The sequence below is a fragment of the Consotaella aegiceratis genome, assembly GCF_036541425.1.
Lineage (GTDB): Bacteria > Pseudomonadota > Alphaproteobacteria > Rhizobiales > Rhizobiaceae > Consotaella > Consotaella aegiceratis.
Genome location: NZ_JAZHFT010000024.1, coordinates 21,332 through 38,322, shown reverse-complemented (window position 1 = coordinate 38,322; position 16,991 = coordinate 21,332). Strand labels below are relative to the sequence as shown.

The 16,991-nt window shown below is 65.9% G+C and carries 19 protein-coding genes; 9 read left to right on the top strand and 10 right to left on the bottom strand.

What is annotated here, in order from left to right; all coding sequences use genetic code 11:
- Positions 1-16: 16 nt before the first annotated feature.
- Positions 17-709 (bottom strand): chromosome partitioning protein ParA, encoded by a 693-nt coding sequence (locus tag SMD10_RS15985; protein WP_331686726.1) that lies wholly within the window; start codon positions 707-709, stop codon positions 17-19.
- A 353-nt stretch (positions 710-1,062) separates the two neighbouring features.
- On the opposite strand from SMD10_RS15985, the gene SMD10_RS15980 reads away from it, so the two are divergent.
- Positions 1,063-1,875, top strand: a complete 813-nt coding sequence (locus SMD10_RS15980; protein WP_331686725.1) for a gamma-glutamyl-gamma-aminobutyrate hydrolase family protein — start codon at positions 1,063-1,065, stop codon at positions 1,873-1,875.
- 18 nt (positions 1,876-1,893) lie between these two features.
- Here SMD10_RS15980 and SMD10_RS15975 read toward each other — a convergent pair whose 3' ends face one another.
- Complete coding sequence (locus SMD10_RS15975) at positions 1,894-3,201, bottom strand: Nramp family divalent metal transporter (RefSeq protein WP_331686723.1); 1,308 nt, start codon at positions 3,199-3,201, stop codon at positions 1,894-1,896.
- 178 nt (positions 3,202-3,379) lie between these two features.
- Between SMD10_RS15975 and mntR the strand changes: the two genes are divergently transcribed.
- Positions 3,380-3,835 carry a manganese-binding transcriptional regulator MntR gene (gene mntR, locus SMD10_RS15970; RefSeq protein ID WP_331686721.1) on the top strand — a complete coding sequence of 152 codons (456 nt, stop codon included), beginning with the start codon at positions 3,380-3,382 and terminating at the stop codon, positions 3,833-3,835.
- A gap of 34 nt (positions 3,836-3,869) precedes the next feature.
- Here the strand turns inward: mntR and SMD10_RS15965 are convergent, their stop codons facing one another.
- From SMD10_RS15965 to SMD10_RS15955, 3 genes are all read right to left on the bottom strand, one after another.
- Entirely contained in the window at positions 3,870-4,913 is a 1,044-nt protein-coding gene (locus SMD10_RS15965; protein ID WP_331686720.1) for a nickel/cobalt transporter, read from the bottom strand.
- Positions 4,904-5,566, bottom strand: coding sequence for a DUF1007 family protein (locus SMD10_RS15960; RefSeq protein ID WP_331686718.1), 663 nt, complete (start codon positions 5,564-5,566; stop codon positions 4,904-4,906). Before SMD10_RS15960 ends, SMD10_RS15965 begins: the two co-directional genes overlap by 10 nt.
- Before the next feature lie 90 nt (positions 5,567-5,656).
- A complete protein-coding gene (locus SMD10_RS15955) occupies positions 5,657-6,586 on the bottom strand; it encodes a LysR family transcriptional regulator (RefSeq protein ID WP_331686717.1) in 930 nt (309 codons plus the stop codon).
- 533 nt (positions 6,587-7,119) lie between these two features.
- Between SMD10_RS15955 and SMD10_RS15950 the strand changes: the two genes are divergently transcribed.
- Positions 7,120-8,253, top strand: a complete 1,134-nt coding sequence (locus SMD10_RS15950) for a type III PLP-dependent enzyme (RefSeq protein WP_331686716.1) — start codon at positions 7,120-7,122, stop codon at positions 8,251-8,253.
- 97 nt (positions 8,254-8,350) lie between these two features.
- Positions 8,351-8,932 carry a GNAT family N-acetyltransferase gene (locus SMD10_RS15945; RefSeq protein WP_331686715.1) on the top strand — a complete coding sequence of 194 codons (582 nt, stop codon included), beginning with the start codon at positions 8,351-8,353 and terminating at the stop codon, positions 8,930-8,932.
- A gap of 177 nt (positions 8,933-9,109) precedes the next feature.
- On the opposite strand, the gene SMD10_RS15940 is transcribed toward SMD10_RS15945, so the two are convergent.
- Positions 9,110-9,601, bottom strand: a complete 492-nt coding sequence (locus SMD10_RS15940) for a MarR family winged helix-turn-helix transcriptional regulator (protein WP_331686714.1) — start codon at positions 9,599-9,601, stop codon at positions 9,110-9,112.
- A gap of 196 nt (positions 9,602-9,797) precedes the next feature.
- Between SMD10_RS15940 and SMD10_RS15935 the strand changes: the two genes are divergently transcribed.
- A complete protein-coding gene (locus SMD10_RS15935; protein WP_331686713.1) occupies positions 9,798-10,547 on the top strand; it encodes a 3-oxoacyl-ACP reductase family protein in 750 nt (249 codons plus the stop codon).
- Between the two features lie 265 nt (positions 10,548-10,812).
- Entirely contained in the window at positions 10,813-11,247 is a 435-nt protein-coding gene (locus SMD10_RS15930; RefSeq protein WP_331686712.1) for an HIT family protein, read from the top strand.
- 190 nt (positions 11,248-11,437) lie between these two features.
- Here SMD10_RS15930 and SMD10_RS15925 read toward each other — a convergent pair whose 3' ends face one another.
- Positions 11,438-12,340 carry an NADP-dependent oxidoreductase gene (locus tag SMD10_RS15925; RefSeq protein WP_331686711.1) on the bottom strand — a complete coding sequence of 301 codons (903 nt, stop codon included), beginning with the start codon at positions 12,338-12,340 and terminating at the stop codon, positions 11,438-11,440.
- Positions 12,341-12,695: 355 nt separating this feature from the next.
- Between SMD10_RS15925 and SMD10_RS15920 the strand changes: the two genes are divergently transcribed.
- Positions 12,696-12,965, top strand: coding sequence for a hypothetical protein (locus SMD10_RS15920; protein ID WP_331686710.1), 270 nt, complete (start codon positions 12,696-12,698; stop codon positions 12,963-12,965).
- Entirely contained in the window at positions 12,946-13,416 is a 471-nt protein-coding gene (locus tag SMD10_RS15915; RefSeq protein ID WP_331686709.1) for a hypothetical protein, read from the top strand. The genes SMD10_RS15920 and SMD10_RS15915 overlap by 20 nt, the downstream gene beginning before the upstream one ends.
- Positions 13,417-13,447: 31 nt before the next feature.
- Here the strand turns inward: SMD10_RS15915 and SMD10_RS15910 are convergent, their stop codons facing one another.
- The 3 genes from SMD10_RS15910 to SMD10_RS15900 form a co-directional block, all read right to left on the bottom strand.
- Positions 13,448-14,425: a WD40 repeat domain-containing protein gene (locus SMD10_RS15910; RefSeq protein ID WP_331686708.1), complete on the bottom strand. Its 978-nt coding sequence runs from the start codon at positions 14,423-14,425 to the stop codon at positions 13,448-13,450.
- Positions 14,425-15,537, bottom strand: coding sequence for a CobW family GTP-binding protein (locus tag SMD10_RS15905; RefSeq protein ID WP_331686707.1), 1,113 nt, complete (start codon positions 15,535-15,537; stop codon positions 14,425-14,427). The genes SMD10_RS15910 and SMD10_RS15905 overlap by 1 nt, the downstream gene beginning before the upstream one ends.
- Before the next feature lie 70 nt (positions 15,538-15,607).
- Entirely contained in the window at positions 15,608-16,396 is a 789-nt protein-coding gene (locus SMD10_RS15900; RefSeq protein WP_331686706.1) for a creatininase family protein, read from the bottom strand.
- A gap of 118 nt (positions 16,397-16,514) precedes the next feature.
- Here SMD10_RS15900 and SMD10_RS15895 point away from each other — a divergent pair, with 118 nt between their 5' ends.
- On the top strand, positions 16,515-16,982 hold the full coding sequence (locus tag SMD10_RS15895; RefSeq protein ID WP_331686705.1) for a MarR family winged helix-turn-helix transcriptional regulator: 468 nt from the start codon (positions 16,515-16,517) through the stop codon (positions 16,980-16,982).
- Positions 16,983-16,991 lie beyond the last annotated feature (9 nt).

Here is a 16,991-nt window from a genome sequence, read left to right as displayed (position 1 = left end):
GGCGGAAATCGCCGATTCAGGCCGCTTGCAGATCCTGCGTCCAACGCGCCGTCGAATGCTCTTCGACGAGACCCATGTCGAGGGCGAACGTCCACGCCTCATCGCGGGCGCGCTCCAGTCCGGGCGCGGTATCGTCGCTCAGCGTATAGATCGTGCCGCCGTTGAGGAACGGCGCCTCGTAGGCCGCCCGCTGGGTCAGTCCGATCGGAAACCGCGGCGTGTCGCTTTGACCGATGATCGCCTCGAGCGCGCGGGCGATGCGGCTGGGGATCGTCGTGACCGCGCTCGCCACGAAGCACCAGTGACGGCTGCGACGGTTGACCTCGGCATCGGTGCGCAACAGCCGATCGGTGGCGACGCCGGCATGGGCCGAAAACGGGGAGAACCGGACGGGGATCAGAACCCGGTCGGCCTGGCAGGCTCCGGCCCGGATCATCGACGGCCGGTCGCTGGCGTCGATGATCACCACATCGCCGCGCCGACGCCCGTCCCGCACCAGGCGTTCCAGGTCGCTCTCGTCCTGCGCCGGCTCCACCAGAATGCGCGACGGCCGCCCGGGCAGCCGGGCCCAGGCGACGAGATCGGCGTCGCGCGCCGCATCGATCAGCAGCACCGGCGCATCGACGGCAGCGATGACGCTCGCCAGGGTGAGAGCCAGGGACGAGGATCCGGACGTCTTGAGCGAGCCGATGGAAATGACGGGGTTCATGCACGGGCCTTTCGACACGACGAATGGGATGAACGCGGCGACACACCTGCCTGAAAGCTGATTTCAGACAGGGCGATCGAAACACCATCGCGGACCCAAAACGCGCGACCCCCAGGCCCGTACGACACATCAGGGGCGAACGGCATCGGCTAACCCGATCGTTTGCAAGATCGGTTTCTGCCATACCAACCCTGCGCGAGAATGGACGAAGTGCGGGCATCACGACCCCCGCTCCATCCGCCACCCCCGGCCTTCCGATTGTGGGCCGACAATCCGTCTTCGAGGCGCCGGCCCCTCGTCGTCGCGCTTCCTGTCGGGTATGTGTGGGCGGTGCCCTCCGTCTGGACTTTGCCATGCCCGCAGACCCGATCCTCGTCGCTGTTCCCGCCGATGTGCGCGAATTCGAGAACTACCGCTGGCATTCCGCTCCGGAGACCTATCTCGCCGCGCTTCTGCGCGTTGCGAAGGCCGTGCCGGTGATCGTGCCCGCCCTGACCCCGGAGATCGATCTGGACGGGCTGTTGCAGCGCGTCGACGGCGTTCTGATCACCGGGTCGGCGACCAACGTTCACCCGACACGCTACGGCCTGTCCCCTTCGCCGGCCCACGAGCCCTTTGATGAGGATCGCGACCGTCTAACGGACGCGCTCATTCGCCGGACCATCGACCATGGCATGCCTCTGCTCGCCATCTGCCGTGGGCTGCAGGAGCTCAACGTCACCTGCGGCGGCACGTTGGCGACCGAGATCCAGTCGCTGCCCGGCCGCATGGACCACCGCGCGCCGACGCATCCGGACCAGGACGAGCGCTTCGCTCCTCGCCACGCGGTGACGCTCGACGGTGCCGGACAACTCGCAAACCTCGTCGGTGCGACGGAGATCCAGGTCAACTCGCTGCATCGGCAGGCGATCGATCGGCTTGCCGGCGGCTTGACGGTCGAGGCACGCGCGCCGGACGGAACGGTGGAGGCGGTGTCGGTCGACCGCGCCCGGGCCTTCGCCTTCGGCGTCCAGTGGCACCCCGAATATTGGGCGGAAGACGACGACGCCTCGCGCCGCATCTTCGAAGCCTTCGGCGAGGCCTGCCGCGCCCATCGGGCCTCGATCGGCGGGGCGGCCGGCGACCATCGCCCGAACCAGGAATGCCCCGCCGGTGACCGTACCTGAGAGCGTCCTACTTCGTCATCAGCGAGCCAGACCCGGAATCGGCAGACTGAAGGTCTGCAGCAGCAGAACGGCGTTCAGGGCGAGCACCACCGTCGCGCCGACGAGCGCCACCAGGCTGGTCATCCGGCCGTTGGCGAATTCGCCCATGATATCGCGGCGCCGGGTGAAGATGAGCAGCGCCACCATGGGCACCGGCAGCGCGATGGACAGCACGACCTGGCTGAGCACCAGCGCATAGGTCGTATCGACGCCCATCGCGACCACGACGAAGGCCGGCGCCATGGTCACCAGCCGGCGCACCCACAGCGGGATGCGGAAGCCGACGAAGCCCTGCATGATCATCTGTCCGGCCATCGTCCCGACCACCGAGCTGGAAACGCCCGAGGCGATCAGCGAGACCAGAAAGACGCTGGCCGAGGCGGCGCCGAGGAGCGGCGTCAGGGTATGGTAGGCGCTCTCGATTTCGGCCACCTCGCTATGGCCGAGATGGAAGGCGCTCGACGCCATCATCACCATCGCCATGTTGACGAGCCCGGCCACCGACAGCGCCAGCACCACCTCGCGGTTGGAGAAGCGCACCAGGATCCGCTTTTCGGCCGAACTGCGCGGCAGCGTGCGCTTCTGCGTCAGGCCGGAATGCAGATAGACGGCATGCGGCATCACGGTGGCGCCGATGATGCCCACCGAGATCATCAGGGCCTCGGCGTCCGGCATCTGCGGCGTCACCGCATGGGCTGCGGCGGCACCCCAGTCGACAGGCGCGACGAACATCTCGACCAGATAGCAGAGGCCGATCACCCCGACCAAGGCGCCGATGATCAGCTCCATGGGCCGAAAACCGCGTCTCTCGAACAGGAGGATGCCGTAGGTGACGATCGCGGTGACGATCATGCCGTCGATCAGCGGCATGCCGAAGATCAACGCGAGGCCGATCGCACCGCCGAGAAACTCGGCCAGGTCCGTCGCCATGGCCGCGATCTCGCTCACCACCCACATCACCCAAACGATCGGCTTGGGAAACTCGTCGCGACACATCTCGGCCAGATTGCGGCCGGTGACGATGCCGAGCTTGGCCGACAGGGCCTGAAACAGCATGGCGATCAGATTGGCCGTCAGAACCACCCACAACAGCGTGTAGCCGTACTTGGCGCCCGCCTGGATATTCGTGGCGAAATTGCCGGGGTCCATATAGGCGATCGAGGCGATCACCGCCGGGCCGGCAAAGAGCAACATGGAGAACGGCCCACGACGGCGGCCGGCCAGGACATCCTGGATACCGGCAGTGGTCCGATCGGAGATCGAAGGCTTGGCGGATGCGGTGGTCATAAGGCAGGAACTTGATGACAATGCATGGAAGTGTAGCCTCGGCTACAACTTTGTCAATGGGCAGGATGCAGTCGCCAGCATGGACGATGTGCCGACCTGTTGGTTGCAATTTGTAGCCGTGGCTTGATATTAGGACGGCTCTTTCAAGGCGTCGGCCGCCGCAACAGGGAGGATCGGGTTGGCACGCAAGCGCGAGGAGGCTGCGGCGAGCGGCAACGGAGGCTCGGGGGCCGGCGATGCCCGACGGTTCGATCAGACGCGCTCCGCCCGCTCGGCAGAAATCCTCGAAGACTATACCGAATTGATCGCCGATCTTTTCCAGGAGCACGGCGAAGCGCGGATCACCGACATCGCGCGCTGCATGGGCGTCACCCATCCGACGGCGACCAAGGCCGTCGCCCGGCTCAAGCGCGAAGGACTGGTGACGTCGCGACCCTATCGCGGCGTCTTTCTGACCGAGGCCGGTGCCGAGATGGCGGAGCGGATGCGCGGCCGTCATCGCCTGGTCGTGGAGTTTCTGGCGGCGATCGGCGTGCCGGGCGATGTCGCCGAGACAGATGCCGAAGGTATCGAGCACTATGTCTCGGAGGCCACGCTCGCCGCTTTCGAGGCCTTTCTGGCGCGCCAACGCTGACCGAAAGCCTCATGCCTGGCCCGCCGTGTCCGCCCTATGGCAATGACAGCATGCCGATGACGAGCGTGGTGCCCAGCAGCATCAGCACCAGGGCCGCGCCCAATTCCATGACATCGCGCACCACACCGCCAAAGCCGCCACGGCCGCTGAGGCGCAGAGCCGTATCCTTGGCGAACACCGCCAAGACGGCGAGCGCCGATACGGTGATCGCGGTCCCGACGGCCATCGCCAGCACCGACAGCAGGCCTGCCAGGTAGAGCCCGTTCATCAATGCGAAGGTGAGGACCACGATCGCACCCGAACACGGCCGCAGCCCCACCGACAAAACGGCGGATGCCGCCGTGCCGAAGCGCAGACGGCGCCCGGATAAAGCCTTGGGGTCGGCCATGTGCGGACGGCCGCAGGCGCAATCCACCTCGTCGGCGGTGCAGACGTCGGAGGCTAGTCCGTTCGACGCACGCGGCATGATCGACCCACGTCCCATCGCGCCGTTCACCGCCACCAGGCGAGGCTCGAACGCCAGAGCCACGGCCGGCCGATGCCGGCGCCAGATCGCGATCGCCTTGCGCACGAACAGGACGAGGCCGAACAGCGCAATCAGCCCGAAGGATGCGACCTCGAGCGCGTCGCTCGCCGCTGTCATCGAGATCGACGTTCCACGCAAGAGATACCAACCGGCGCCCACCACGAGGAGCGCCGACAGAGCCTGAACCAGCGCCGATGCGAAGGAGAGGATGACCCCGCGCCGGAGCTGCACTTCGTTGGCCAGCATATAGGAGGAGATGACCGCCTTGCCGTGGCCAGGCCCCGCCGCGTGAAAGATGCCGTAGGCGAACGAGATGCCGACGAGCAGCGGCAAGCCCGCTGGCCCCTGCTTGAGCGCGACCAGCGCGTGGCGCAACGCGGAGAAGAATTCGCGCTGATAGGCGGTGATCCAGAGAAAATAGCCGGAAACGCCCTGGCTGGCGTCGAGCGAGGCATCCGCGCTGCCGATGCCGAGCGACGACTTGGCGAGCGCCGGCCCGGCGAGAAGCACCAGAAGAAGACCGCTCCAGGCCATAGAACGGATCAGCCGCATCGAACCTCCAGTCGCGTCGCGAGAATCTGCGAATAGTCGATTCCGTCCTCCGGCACCTCTTCGTCCGGCCCGAGCGAAGCGATGGAGTTCATCCATTCCTGAGCCGCCTCGTCCTCGTCGGGAATGACCACCGCCTTGGAGCAGGAGGCCGGCATGTCGACGAGTTGGAAGCTGTCGGCATCGGGATAGTCGAAGGCGACGAAGAAGGTCTCGTCGAAATTCGCCACGGTCAGCAGCCCGTCGGACAGCTTGACCGGCTGGCCAGCCTTCATCTCGAAAAACATCAGGAGCTGGCCGTCCTGATAGAGCGCCCGGATCTCGTCGGGTGGCTGCATGGTGACCGGTTGGCCGCCCGAACGAACGAAGGTGTAGAACGACCACTCGGCGATCGATTCCTTCACGGTGTCGCCGATGGCCTGAAGCTCCTCGGGATCCAGCTGTCCATTGGCGTTCTCGTCGAAGTCGAGAAGCACCGAGGAGGAAAACAGTTCGTCCATGCGCCATATGTTGCGCACCGACCGAAGCTCCCCGTCAGGCGAGCCGACGATCTCCATTCGCGCCTCGGCAAAGACATGCGGATGCGCCAAGGCCGGCCCTGCGGCGAGCGAGCCGCATCCGAGCCAGCCAGCGGCGATGACGGCGCGTGTCTTCATGCCCTCTCCAATGATGCCCGCCGGTAGCCGGCAAGCATGGCGGAAGTATGGATCGGCCTCGGCGGGGCACCTCCCGACGATCGTGCGGAATCACGATCCGGCAGGCTCGGGCTCGCTGCCATGACGGTCGCAGCGCCGAAACCACTCGGCGAGAAAGTCGACGAAGAGCCGCACGCGCGTCGGCATGTGCCGGCGATGCGGAAACACCGCGTAGATGCCGGCGTCGCGCGGCATATAGTCGTCGAGCACTGTCACCAGCCGGCCCGCCGCCACGTCGGCGCGAATCACGAACTCCGGGCTGAGCGCGAAGCCGAGGCCGGCGATCACCGCGGAGCGCACCGCGACCGGGCTGTTGGCGGTGAACTGGCCGGAAACGGCGACAGGGATCGCCTGTCCCGATGACGGATCGCGAAAGGCCCAGCTCGACATCAGCCGGGAATTGGAATCGACCACCGCCGGCAGATCGGCAAGATCGGAAGGATGCTCGGGTCGTCCCAGCCGAGCCACCAGGTCGGGGCTGGCGCAGATGACGAAGTCGAGCGCCGTCAGCCGACGGGCGATGAAGGCCGAATCGGCCAGCCGTGTCATGCGAATCGCGACGTCGAAGCCCTCTTCCACCAGGTCGACGAACTTGTCGTCGAGATGGATGTCGAGCGAGATCGTCGGATGCGCCACGGCAAAGTCGACGAGCGACTGGCCGAACACGCCGTCGCCGAAGGTGCGCGCCGCGGTGATGCGGATCTTGCCCCTGGCCTCGCCGACGGTCTCCCGCGCCTCGTCGTGCAAGGCCTCCAGGTCGGCGAGGATGCTCGAGGCACGTGCGAAATAGGTCTCGCCGGCCGCGGTCAGCGCCACTTGCCGCGTCGTGCGGTTGATCAGCAGCACGCCCAGCTCGTCTTCCAGCTCGCGGACATATTTGGACAGCAGCGCCTTGGAGCGGCCGGTCTTGCGGGCCGCCGCCGAAAACCCGCCATTCTCGACGACGGAAATGAAGGCGCGCATGCGCGTCAGCGTGTCCACCGGCCCACCCTTGTCTTTCTCCGGCACCTTGCCGCGAGCTTGCGTGTGTTGCTGTTTCTCGACACCAAGGGCTTCGTCGACCAGGCAACGGCAAAAATCAACCGGTCTCGAGATTTTCCGGTTGTCTGTGACAGGCGCTTTGCATATATGGGCGCTTGCCCAAAGTCGCACGTGCCTGTGGGCGTCCCCCGGTCCTCATATGCGAGGGTCACCGGGACGGTACCTGGGAGTAAACGCCCCAGTCGGTTCTACAGCCAGTGGAATCGAGGACGCCTTGAAGCAACGACGGTGCGGGCCTTTCTGGTCTCCCCTGGTCTCCAAAGCCGGGAATACTGAAGAGGCACACCTTCATTGCCTTAAGTGCGGCGGGTCCAAGCCCTCCAATCCAAGGCAGACATACCGGCAAAGGACGATTTGTGTCCGGTTGCCGGGCCAGTCGCGTTTCGGTCGAACGCGGGATCGACGCTTGTCGTCGTTTCCGTGTGCGAGTCCGGCAACGCTCCATGTCCACCTTGCGGTCCGGGAGGACTCCCATGGCAACGCAGCGCATCCTCGATTTCCTCGCCGACCGACGACCCGACGGTCCGTGCCTCATCGTCGACCTCGATGTCGTCGAGCAGAACTTCAACGCCTTTCGCAAGGCGCTGCCGGATTCGGCCATCTACTATGCCGTGAAGGCCAACCCCGCGCCGGAGATCCTGTCTCTGCTGGCGTCGCTGGGCTCCAACTTCGATTGCGCCTCGGTGGCCGAAATCGAAATGGCGCTCGCCGCCGGCGCGAACGCCAAGCGGATCTCCTACGGCAACACCATCAAGAAGGAGCGGGATGTCGCCCGGGCGCACGAGCTTGGCGTCTCGCTGTTCGCCGTCGACTGTGTCGAAGAGGTAGAGAAGGTCGCCCGCGCAGCGCCGGGCGCTCGCGTCTTCTGCCGCGTGCTCACCGATGGCGCGGGGGCCGAGTGGCCGTTGTCGCGCAAGTTCGGCTGCGTTCCCGAGATGGCGATCGACGTACTGGAAGCCGCGCATCGCCTCGGCCTGACCGCCACCGGCATCTCTTTCCATGTCGGCTCGCAGCAGACCAACACCGAAGCCTGGGACGGCGCGCTGGCCGATGCCGGCCACGTCTTCCGGACCTTGTCGGAGCGCGGCATCAACCTGACGCTGGTCAATCTCGGCGGCGGGTTCCCGACCCGCTACCTGAAGGACATCCCGACGGCCGAGGCCTATGGCCGCGCCATCTTCGAGGCACTGCGCAAGCATTTCGGCAACCGCATTCCGGAGACGATCATCGAGCCGGGCCGCGGCATGGTGGGCGATGCCGGCGTGATCAAGGCCGAGGTCGTGCTGGTGTCCAGGAAGTCGGCGGCCGACGAGAACCGCTGGGTCTATCTCGACATCGGCAAGTTCGGCGGTCTCGCCGAGACGATGGACGAGGCGATTCGCTATCCGATCGTCACCGGCCGCGATCACGACGACAAGGAGCCCTGCGTACTCGCCGGGCCGACCTGCGATTCGGCGGACGTGATGTACGAGAAGACGCCCTACCCGCTGCCGATCTCGCTCACCGTCGGTGACGAGATCCTGATCGAGGGCACCGGCGCCTATACGACGACCTACGCTTCGGTCGCCTTCAACGGCTTCGAACCGCTTCGATCGTACGTGATCTAGCTCGGCGCTCCGGCGCCGGGCCTATCGCCCGCGCGCCGCATTGCCAGCAACTCGGCGCGCACGTCATCCGCCTTCTTTATTCTGGGGAGTGGTGCAAATGTCCGCACTCGCTCTTGTCCGCGAAGACGCCGCTTTCCGGCCGGTCTTCGCCATAACCGCAGAAACGCCTTCCGACGTCGCGGCGCGCGAGATGCTGCTCGATCGCGCGATGGGCGCGAAGCGCAAGCGCAAGTCGTCGGAGGCGATCCGCCGGGGACGCCTGCCGGCCGAAGGCCTCGCCTTTGCCGCGCATGATGACGCCGGAGCCCTCGTCGGGACCGTGCGCCTGTGGTCGATCGCCGCCGGCACGCGGGGCGGCGTCGCGGTCCCGGCCCTGCTCCTCGGTCCGCTGGCCGTCGATCCAGCTCTCAAGGGCGCCGGCATCGGCTCGGCGCTGATGCGTCATGCCATCGCGGAGGCCGCGCGGCTGGGCCACGGTTCGATCCTTCTCGTCGGCGATCCGAACTACTACGTGCGCTTCGGGTTTTCGGCGGCCAAGACCGGCGATCTCGCCATGCCCGGCCCGTTCGAGCGGCACCGGCTGCTCGCCCTGGAGCTGATCCCCGGCACCCTCGACCATGCCGCCGGCCGCATTCTGCCGGCCGGACGCAAGCTGGAGCGGCGCCGGACCGCCGCGTAAGCCTCGAACCACGCCGGACGGGACCTCCTCCGTCGCGAATCGTTCGCCCATGGGTGCCGCGCCGGAGCCATAAGCCGAAGCGCGGCTTCCGCCCGTCGCGCTCAGCGGCGCGCGCCGTCAGGCCCATTTTGCAGGGCGACGATGGCGGCGGTGCGCGGCCCGTCATCCGGAGCCTAGTCAATCCTCATCGCTGCGGTCCCCGTCGACTTGCAGCCGGGACCGCAGCGTTCCGACAATGCGCCGGGTCGTTTCGATCGCGTCCGGATCCAGGCCCTCGGCAAGGTCTTCCACCCAGCCGACCTGCAGTTCCCGGGCCGCCTCGGCGGCCGATCTCCCCGCATCCGTCAGCACCACCAGTTGCGCCCGGCGGTGGTGCGGGTTGGTCTCGAAACGCACGAGCCCCTTCTTCATCAAATCGTTGACGATGCGCTGCACGTTCTGGCGGTGCCCTCCCATGTCGCGCGCGAGATGGGAGACCGGCTGCGGCCGTTCTGCAGCGGCGAGGGCGCCGAGAACCTGCCATCGAGCGCTGGTCAGGCCGAGTTCGGCGACCAGCCCGTCGCCTGCCGAAAGCAGCCGGGCGTTCAAACGAAAGATGTCGAGGACGAGGGCGGTGACCGCCTCCCCCCGTTCGGAGTGCTTTGCCACAGGGACCTTCGGCTCGGACATTTTGACACATTGATGCGTAATTGACATTATGATGTCAATTCTAGCGGACATACGATCTGAGATGTCATCTACCCCAAGTCACGCCGCTGACGAACCCGGAAAGGCCTTCGTCGGACCCGCCGCCTGATCTCATCGTACCGGCCCCCACGGCATCGAATCGCTGGCGTCCGGATGCCCGGCCCGAGGAAGAAAAGACATGCCCCTGAAGGATCGCGTCGCGCTCGTGACCGGAGCAAGCCGAGGCATCGGCGCGGCCATCGCCAGCAAGCTCGCCGGGCAAGGCGCGGCGGTCGGCGTCAACTATTTCACGAGCCGGGAGAAAGCCGAAAGGCTCGTTCAGACGATCGAAGAAGGCGGCGGCAAGGCCATCGCGGTTCAGGGAGACACGCGGGTTCGGGATCAGGCCGAAGCAATGGTTCGCGATGTCGAGCGGACCCTTGGGCCCGTCGATATCCTCGTCGTCAACGCGGCCATGAGCTTCCCGACGACGCCCTTTACCGAGATGGGTTGGACGGACTTCGAGGCCAAGCTGGTAGGAGAACTCGCGTCGGCCTTCCATGTCTGCCAGACGGTCGTTCCGGGCATGATGCAACGCCGGCGCGGCGCCATCGTCGCCGTCGGCAGTACGCTGTCGCGCACGCCGGCCCCCGGCTATTTCGCCCATTCCGCCGCCAAGTCCGGGCTCGATGGCTTCGTCAAGTCTTTGGCGCTCGAACTGGGACCGCATGGCATCCGGGTCAACACCGTCGCGCCCGGTCTCACGGAAACGGAGGCGACGGCCCACATTCCGGCAGAGGTCAAGGCAGCCATGACGCGTCATCTTCCTCTCGGCCGGACCGGCAAATCGGAGGATGTCGCCAACGTCGTTGCGTTCATGGTTTCCGACGAGGCGGCCCATCTGACGGGCTGCTACACGCCGGTCGGCGGAGGCAATCTGTTTCTCTGAAACCAGCGGGACCGATGCAAAGGGAGATGCGCGGACGCGCGGTTCGACCGCGACGTCCGGCGCCGGCGTTCCGCGCTTGCGCGGGTGGTGACTTGGGCTAAGATCGCGATATGGCGCCGACGACCCCTATCATGAGCATGATTGCAACCGATTGCGTTCGGGGGCGGCGCATGACCGTGCGCTAGCGGCGCCCGACGCTTGAGCCCACCGGCTGTGTGGGCGTTATCCAAGAAAGCTCCCCGCAGCCCTTTCTAAGGGAGCATCCATGTCCAGCTGTGTTTTCTGCGGGATTCTCGAAGGTACGACGCGCGGCCACTTCGTCTGCCGCGAGCCCCTCGTGTCCGCGATCCTGACGACCGGCCCGGTCACGCCGGGGCACCTGATGGTGATCCCCAACCGTCATGCGGAAGGGCTTGCCGACCTGACCGACGAGGAAAATGCGGCGGTCTTTTCACTCGCCCGCCGTCTGGCGGGCGTTCTCCGGCAAAGCGGTCTGCGCTGCGAAGGCGTCAACTATTTCGTCGCCGATGGTGAAGCCGCATTTCAGGAGGTATTTCACTTTCACCTCCATGTCTTTCCCCGCTTCAAGGGCGATACCTTCAAGCTTGTCGCCGACTGGGATCAAAAGCCGTCTCGCGACGAGTTGGACAGCATTGCCGAACAGTTGCGCGGCGCCATGACGAGTGCCGAACACGTCTGAGCACAGCCGCTCGTCCAGGCCGCGGCTATTCACCAAGGACAATTGCGGCCCGCCTCACCCATGCTTCCGGGTCGGCCGATTTCGCGCTTCCGCCTCCTGCGCAGACCAGGAGGCGGGCCTCCCGGTTAGGCAATCATTCGACCTTCGAACCATCGAAGGCCGCGAAGCCGCACAACACGACGCCGGCAACCTATTCGATCACGATCACGAGCCGGCCTCGAACGTGTCCTTCCGCGCTCTCTTTCTGAGCCGCGGCTGCCTGATAGAGCGAAAATGTTCGTTCGACGGGCAGGCGGAAGGCGCCCTCCTCGTAGAGCCGGGCCGCCAGGGCGAAGGCTGCCGGGGCATCCTTGGCGGTGCTGGAAACCTGGGCGCCATATTTCGGCGCGCTGAAATCGGCGATCGACAGCACCTTGGATGGTTCGCCCGTCAACGAGATCAGCGCTTCGATGACGCCCGCTCCGGCGATATCGAGAGCCGCGTCCACTCCTTCGGGCGCGATTTCTCGCACGCGCTCCACCCAGCCCTCGCCATAAGTCGTCGCGATGGCGCCGATCGAACGCAGATAATCCTGGTTCCGTTCGCTGGCCGTCCCGATGATCGTCAGCCCACGGTCGCGGGCAAACTGCACAGCAGCCGAACCGACGCCGCCCGCGGCGCCGCTGATCAGCAGCGTTTCGCCCGAGCGAACGTCGAGCTGATCGAGGATGCGCTTCGCCGTTTCGGCAGGAACGGGATAGCCGGCCGCTTCCTCGAACGACAATCCTTCGGGCTTCAGCGCCCAGCTCTTCAATACGGCCTTTTCCGCAAAGGTCGCCGAACCGGACCCGAACACGGCATTGCCGACGGCGATACCGCCAACCCCTTCGCCGACTTCGTCGACCACGCCGGCGGCATCCCGTCCGGTCCCCGCCGGCAGGTCCAGCGCGATGAAATCGCGCATCTGTCCTTTCCGGATCTTCCAGTCCAGCGCGTTCACGCCGGCGGCCCGAACCGAAATCCTGATCTCGCCCGGCCCGGCATGCGGCTCGTCGGTCTCGACCACCCGCAGCACGTCGGGGCCGCCATACTCGGCAAATTGCACAGCTCTCACGGGACCATCTCCTTCGAAAGGTTGCTTCGACCTCGAGCGCGGCTGGGTTTGGCCCTCGTGCAAATCCCGAACGTTCCATCGGCGCCCCGGGGGCAGCAAAAGGGTCGGCGATCGCCAGGCCGTCGATAGGCAGGTAACCACGACCGCGCCCAAGTCCAGATCTTGAAAACTCTTCGAAAATGTGGGCAACGGACCCAGCAATTCGCCCATTCGTGCGATTGGCACGCCCTGCTCCCTCGGCTCATCGGTCCGTTGGGCGCCGGCGTCATCCGCCGACGACGCTCACCTTCGAAGCCCAGCCCTACAGCCCCATAGCCCGCTTCCCTCATCTTATGTACCATGGTACATCAATATCATGGTTGTCGAACGGATACAGACGGGCGTGCGCCTGGAGAAACGTCTCGTGAAGGTGCTCAAGGCGCTGGCAGAGCTGCACGACATGAGCATGGGCGATTTGCTCGAGGGCATCTGTCTGCATGCCCTGGAGGGCAAGGCGCCCTTTTCACCCGAGACTCTGCAAGCCATCCGCGAGCTGAAGCATGTCTACGGCCTCGACCTCGCCGCGGCCGACAGCCATCGGCTTTCGGAAGATAAAGGAGAATCCCATGGCGGGACGCCGCGTTGATCGTCATCATACGATCCACCTGAATGGTCCGATCGCGCGCGCCTTTCCCATGTTCACGCCGCTCGGCGAGGAAGCGTGGGTTCCAGGCTGGAGCCCGGACTACATCCATCCCGAGGACGGCCGCACAAGCGCTGGGATGGTGTTTCAGACCGGCACCGGCGCCGATGCCACAATCTGGGCCTGCGCCGAGTGGGATCCCGCAGGCCACCGCGCCCGCTATGTCCGCGTCACGCCGGCCAGCCGCATCGCCGAAGTCGTCGTGCGCTGCCGTCCCTTGCCCCTCGAACGAACCCAGGCGGACGTCACCTACGCCGTGACGGCATTGAACGCCGACGGCGAGGCCTATCTGGCGGACTTCACGGAAACGGCTTATGCAGCGATGATCGAGGAGTGGCGCGTCGATATCGACCGCTGGCTAGCGGATCACCCCGGCGCCGTTGTCCGGCACTGAGTCCACAGCACCAGTCGATCGTCCGGCCCGCCTACCCCGCGATGTCGATCACCCCGGCCTCGCCCATTTCGGAGCCGAAGGCGAGGCGGCGGCCTTCGCGATCCCAGGCCATGGTCTGGATCGCGCCGGTGCCGCCGCGGCGCAGAAGTGCTTCCTTCTGGTCGGCGAAGCGGACCGCCAGGATCATGCCGTCGGCATAGCCGACCGCCAGCATGTCCTCGGCCGGATGGCAGGCGACGCAGGTCACCATGGTATCCCCGCGCAAGCCGAGTTCCAAAGGCGCCTTGCCCATCGGGCCGGTCTTGCCGGCAAACGGCCAGAGCACGGCGACTGGCGCACCGGCGGTCGCCAGATATCGCCCCTTGGCCGACCACGACCAGCTCTTCACCTTCGCCGGATAGCCGGCCATGCGCATATGCTGGCCGTCGTCCAGACGCCAACCGTGCAGGGCATTTTCCTGCATTGAGGTGACGAGAAACCGGCCGTCCGGCGAGAACATGACGGCGATATGGGCACCTTTCCATTCGAGCTGGACGGGCGCGGAGTCGGTGCCGGCGAAATAGAGCGAGGCGCCGTTGTAGCGCGCCGTCGCCAGGCGGATGCCCTTGGGCGCGAAAGCGATATCCTCGACCGTGCGTTCCTGCGGGAATTCTTTGACGGTGCCATCCGATAACCGGACATAGGCGGTGCGGCCCGAAGCAAAGCCCACCACGCCGTTCGGTCCGGCCGCGACGCGGTCGACCCATTTGCGGCCGATGGTGGCCAGTTCGGAAGCCTTCCCGTCAGGCGTCACCGCGACGACGCGGCCATCCTCGCCGCCGGTCAGGAGGCGCCCGTTCCACGGATCGGGACGGGCCGCGAGCAGACCGCCTGAATGGGCTTCGACGGTGCGCTCGCCGCCGGCGGGCATGCGCACTGTTCCATCCGCCAGGGCGAAGACGGGCTCGTCTTTCAGAAACACCGCCGTCTCGACGAATTCGACGAACTCATACGCTGCGATCGACGGCATCAGGCGGCAGCCCCAGCCCCCAGCTTGGCGGCGCAGGCCGCGAATTCCGTCTCCAGCGCTTCCGCGTCGAGTTCGCGGCCGATCAGGACGAGCCTGCTCTCGCGCTTCTCGTCAGCGCGCCAGGGCCGCTGGTGGTCGCCCTCGATGATCATGTGGACACCCTGAACCACGTAGCGGTCGGGGTCGTCGGCGAAGGCGATGATGCCCTTGAGGCGCAGGATGTTCGGCCCCTGCTCCTGCGTCAGCGCCTGCACCCAGGGGAAGAACTTGCGTTGATCGAGCTCGCCGCCCCGGAGCGAGACCGAGGTCACCGTCACGTCGTGGATGTCCGACACGGCGCCATCGTGATGATGGTGATGATGGCCGTGGTGATCATGGTCATGGTGGTCATGATCATGGTGGTGGTGATCGTGATCGCAGTCGGGACCGCAGACGTGGTCGTCCTCGGCCTCCAGGAAGTCCGGATCGTTGTCGAGCACCCGGGCGAGATCGAAGGCCCCCTGGCCCAGCACCCGGTCGAGATCGACATTGGCGCGCTCGGTACGATGGATCACCGCATGCGGGTTGATCGCGCGGATCGTCGCCTCGACCCTGGCCAGGTCCTCGGGCGAAACCAGATCCGTCTTATTGAGGAGCACCACGTCGGCAAAGGCGATCTGATCTTCCGCCTCCTTCGAGTCGCGCAGCCGCAGCGGCAGATGCTTGGCGTCCACCAGCGCCACGACGGCGTCGAGCTTGGTCTTGGCCCGCACGTCGTCGTCCATGAAGAAGGTCTGGGCGACGGGGACCGGGTCGGCGAGCCCGGTGGTCTCGACCACGATGGCGTCGAAGCGGCCGCGACGGCGCGTCAGTCCTTCGACGACGCGCACCAAATCGCCGCGCACGGTGCAGCAGACGCAGCCGTTGTTCATCTCGTAGATTTCTTCGTCCGATTCGACGATGAGATCGTTGTCGATGCCGATCTCGCCGAACTCGTTGACGATGACCGCATAGCGGCGACCATGATCTTCCGACAGGATTCGGTTGAGCAGTGTCGTCTTGCCGGACCCCAGATAGCCGGTCAGCACGGTGACGGGGATCTGGTTCGCGGCCTCGGATGATGTCTCGGACATGGCAAGCTCCTGATCGATCGGTCCACCATATAAGTGCCGATTGCGTCGATTGCACGGGGTCGAAGCGCCGTTATCGCAGGTGTGCCAGATCGAAGGCGGCCACATCCTGCACGAATTCGATGAAGCCGGCGACTTGATGTTCAGCGATGGCGCGTCCCATCTCGGCGTTGGCAAGCCCGGCATTGCCCACGGTGCCCGCCTCGTTGAGGTCGCCCGCAAGCCAGCCGAAGCCGAGCCGGCCATGTGCCCGCAGGCGCTTGGTCCGGATTTCCATCTCGCTCTGCAGCGAGGCGAAGTCGGAGACCCCGTCGCCGCGCACGAGATCAGGCCGGAAAAAAAGCATCAAGGCCGTCTCGATGGCCCCGCCATGGATGCCGACGGCGATCTCGTCGTCCGGCAGCAGGGCGGGCGGATAGCCGAATCGCTGCCATGAGACGGGAGCGACCAGCATGTCGTGACCGGCGCGCAGCTCCAGCGCCGCCGTATCCATCGCCGGCGTGTTGCCGCCATGCGAGCTGACGATGACCAGTCGCCGAAAACCGGTCGCCGCCAGCCCGTCGCCGACCTCGATGAGCGAACGGATCATCGTGTCCCAGCGATGACCAAGCGTGCCTGCGAAGCGAGCGTGCTCGGTCGAGACGCCGAGGCGCATCGTCGGCAATATCGTCACGGGCACCGCCTCGGGCAGACGTTCCACCGTGAGGCCGACCATGTGGTCGGCGATGATCGCATCGGTCCCCAGCGGCAGGTGCGGACCATGCTGCTCGATCGCAGCGATCGGCAACACGGCAACGGCATGTCGAAGCGGCGAGCCCGAGAGATCGGCGGAGGTCAGTTCTTCGTAGCGGCGGCTCATCATGACGATTTCTCTCCGATCGTAGCAAGCATGACCCTGCTTATGCTGTCGCAGCGGCAATCTAAAGCTGGACAGCGAGGCCGCACCTAGCCATTTTGCAGCAGTTGGAGTTGGGGAGGCGATGACCGGCAAAAAGAAAAAGCGTTCGACGACCATGCGGCAGCTCGTGCTGGCCGCGCGCGCCGGCCGCACCGCCCTCTCCGCGAGGCTCGCCAGCCTGGACATCTATCCGGGGCAGGACGCTTTACTGTTGGCCTTGAGCGAGGCGGACGGCCTGTCGCTGCGTGAATTGGCGACGCGCCTTTCGGTGCGCCCGCCCACCATCACCAAGACCATCGCCCGGCTGGCGGCGCAGGGCCTCGTCGACAAGCGCGCCTCGGATCAGGACGCGCGCCAGAGCCACGCCTTTCTGACGGAACGGGGCGAGCAGATCGTCGACGAGGTGCGCCTGGCGCAGCGGGATGTGGAACGGCTCGGCCTGAAAGGGCTGTCGACCAAGGAGATCAAGCTTCTGCGCAAGCTGCTGCAGCGGGTGGAACGCAATCTCGAGCCCGCGGCATCGGGAACGGCCGAGGAGGACGAAGACTGAAGGATGGTA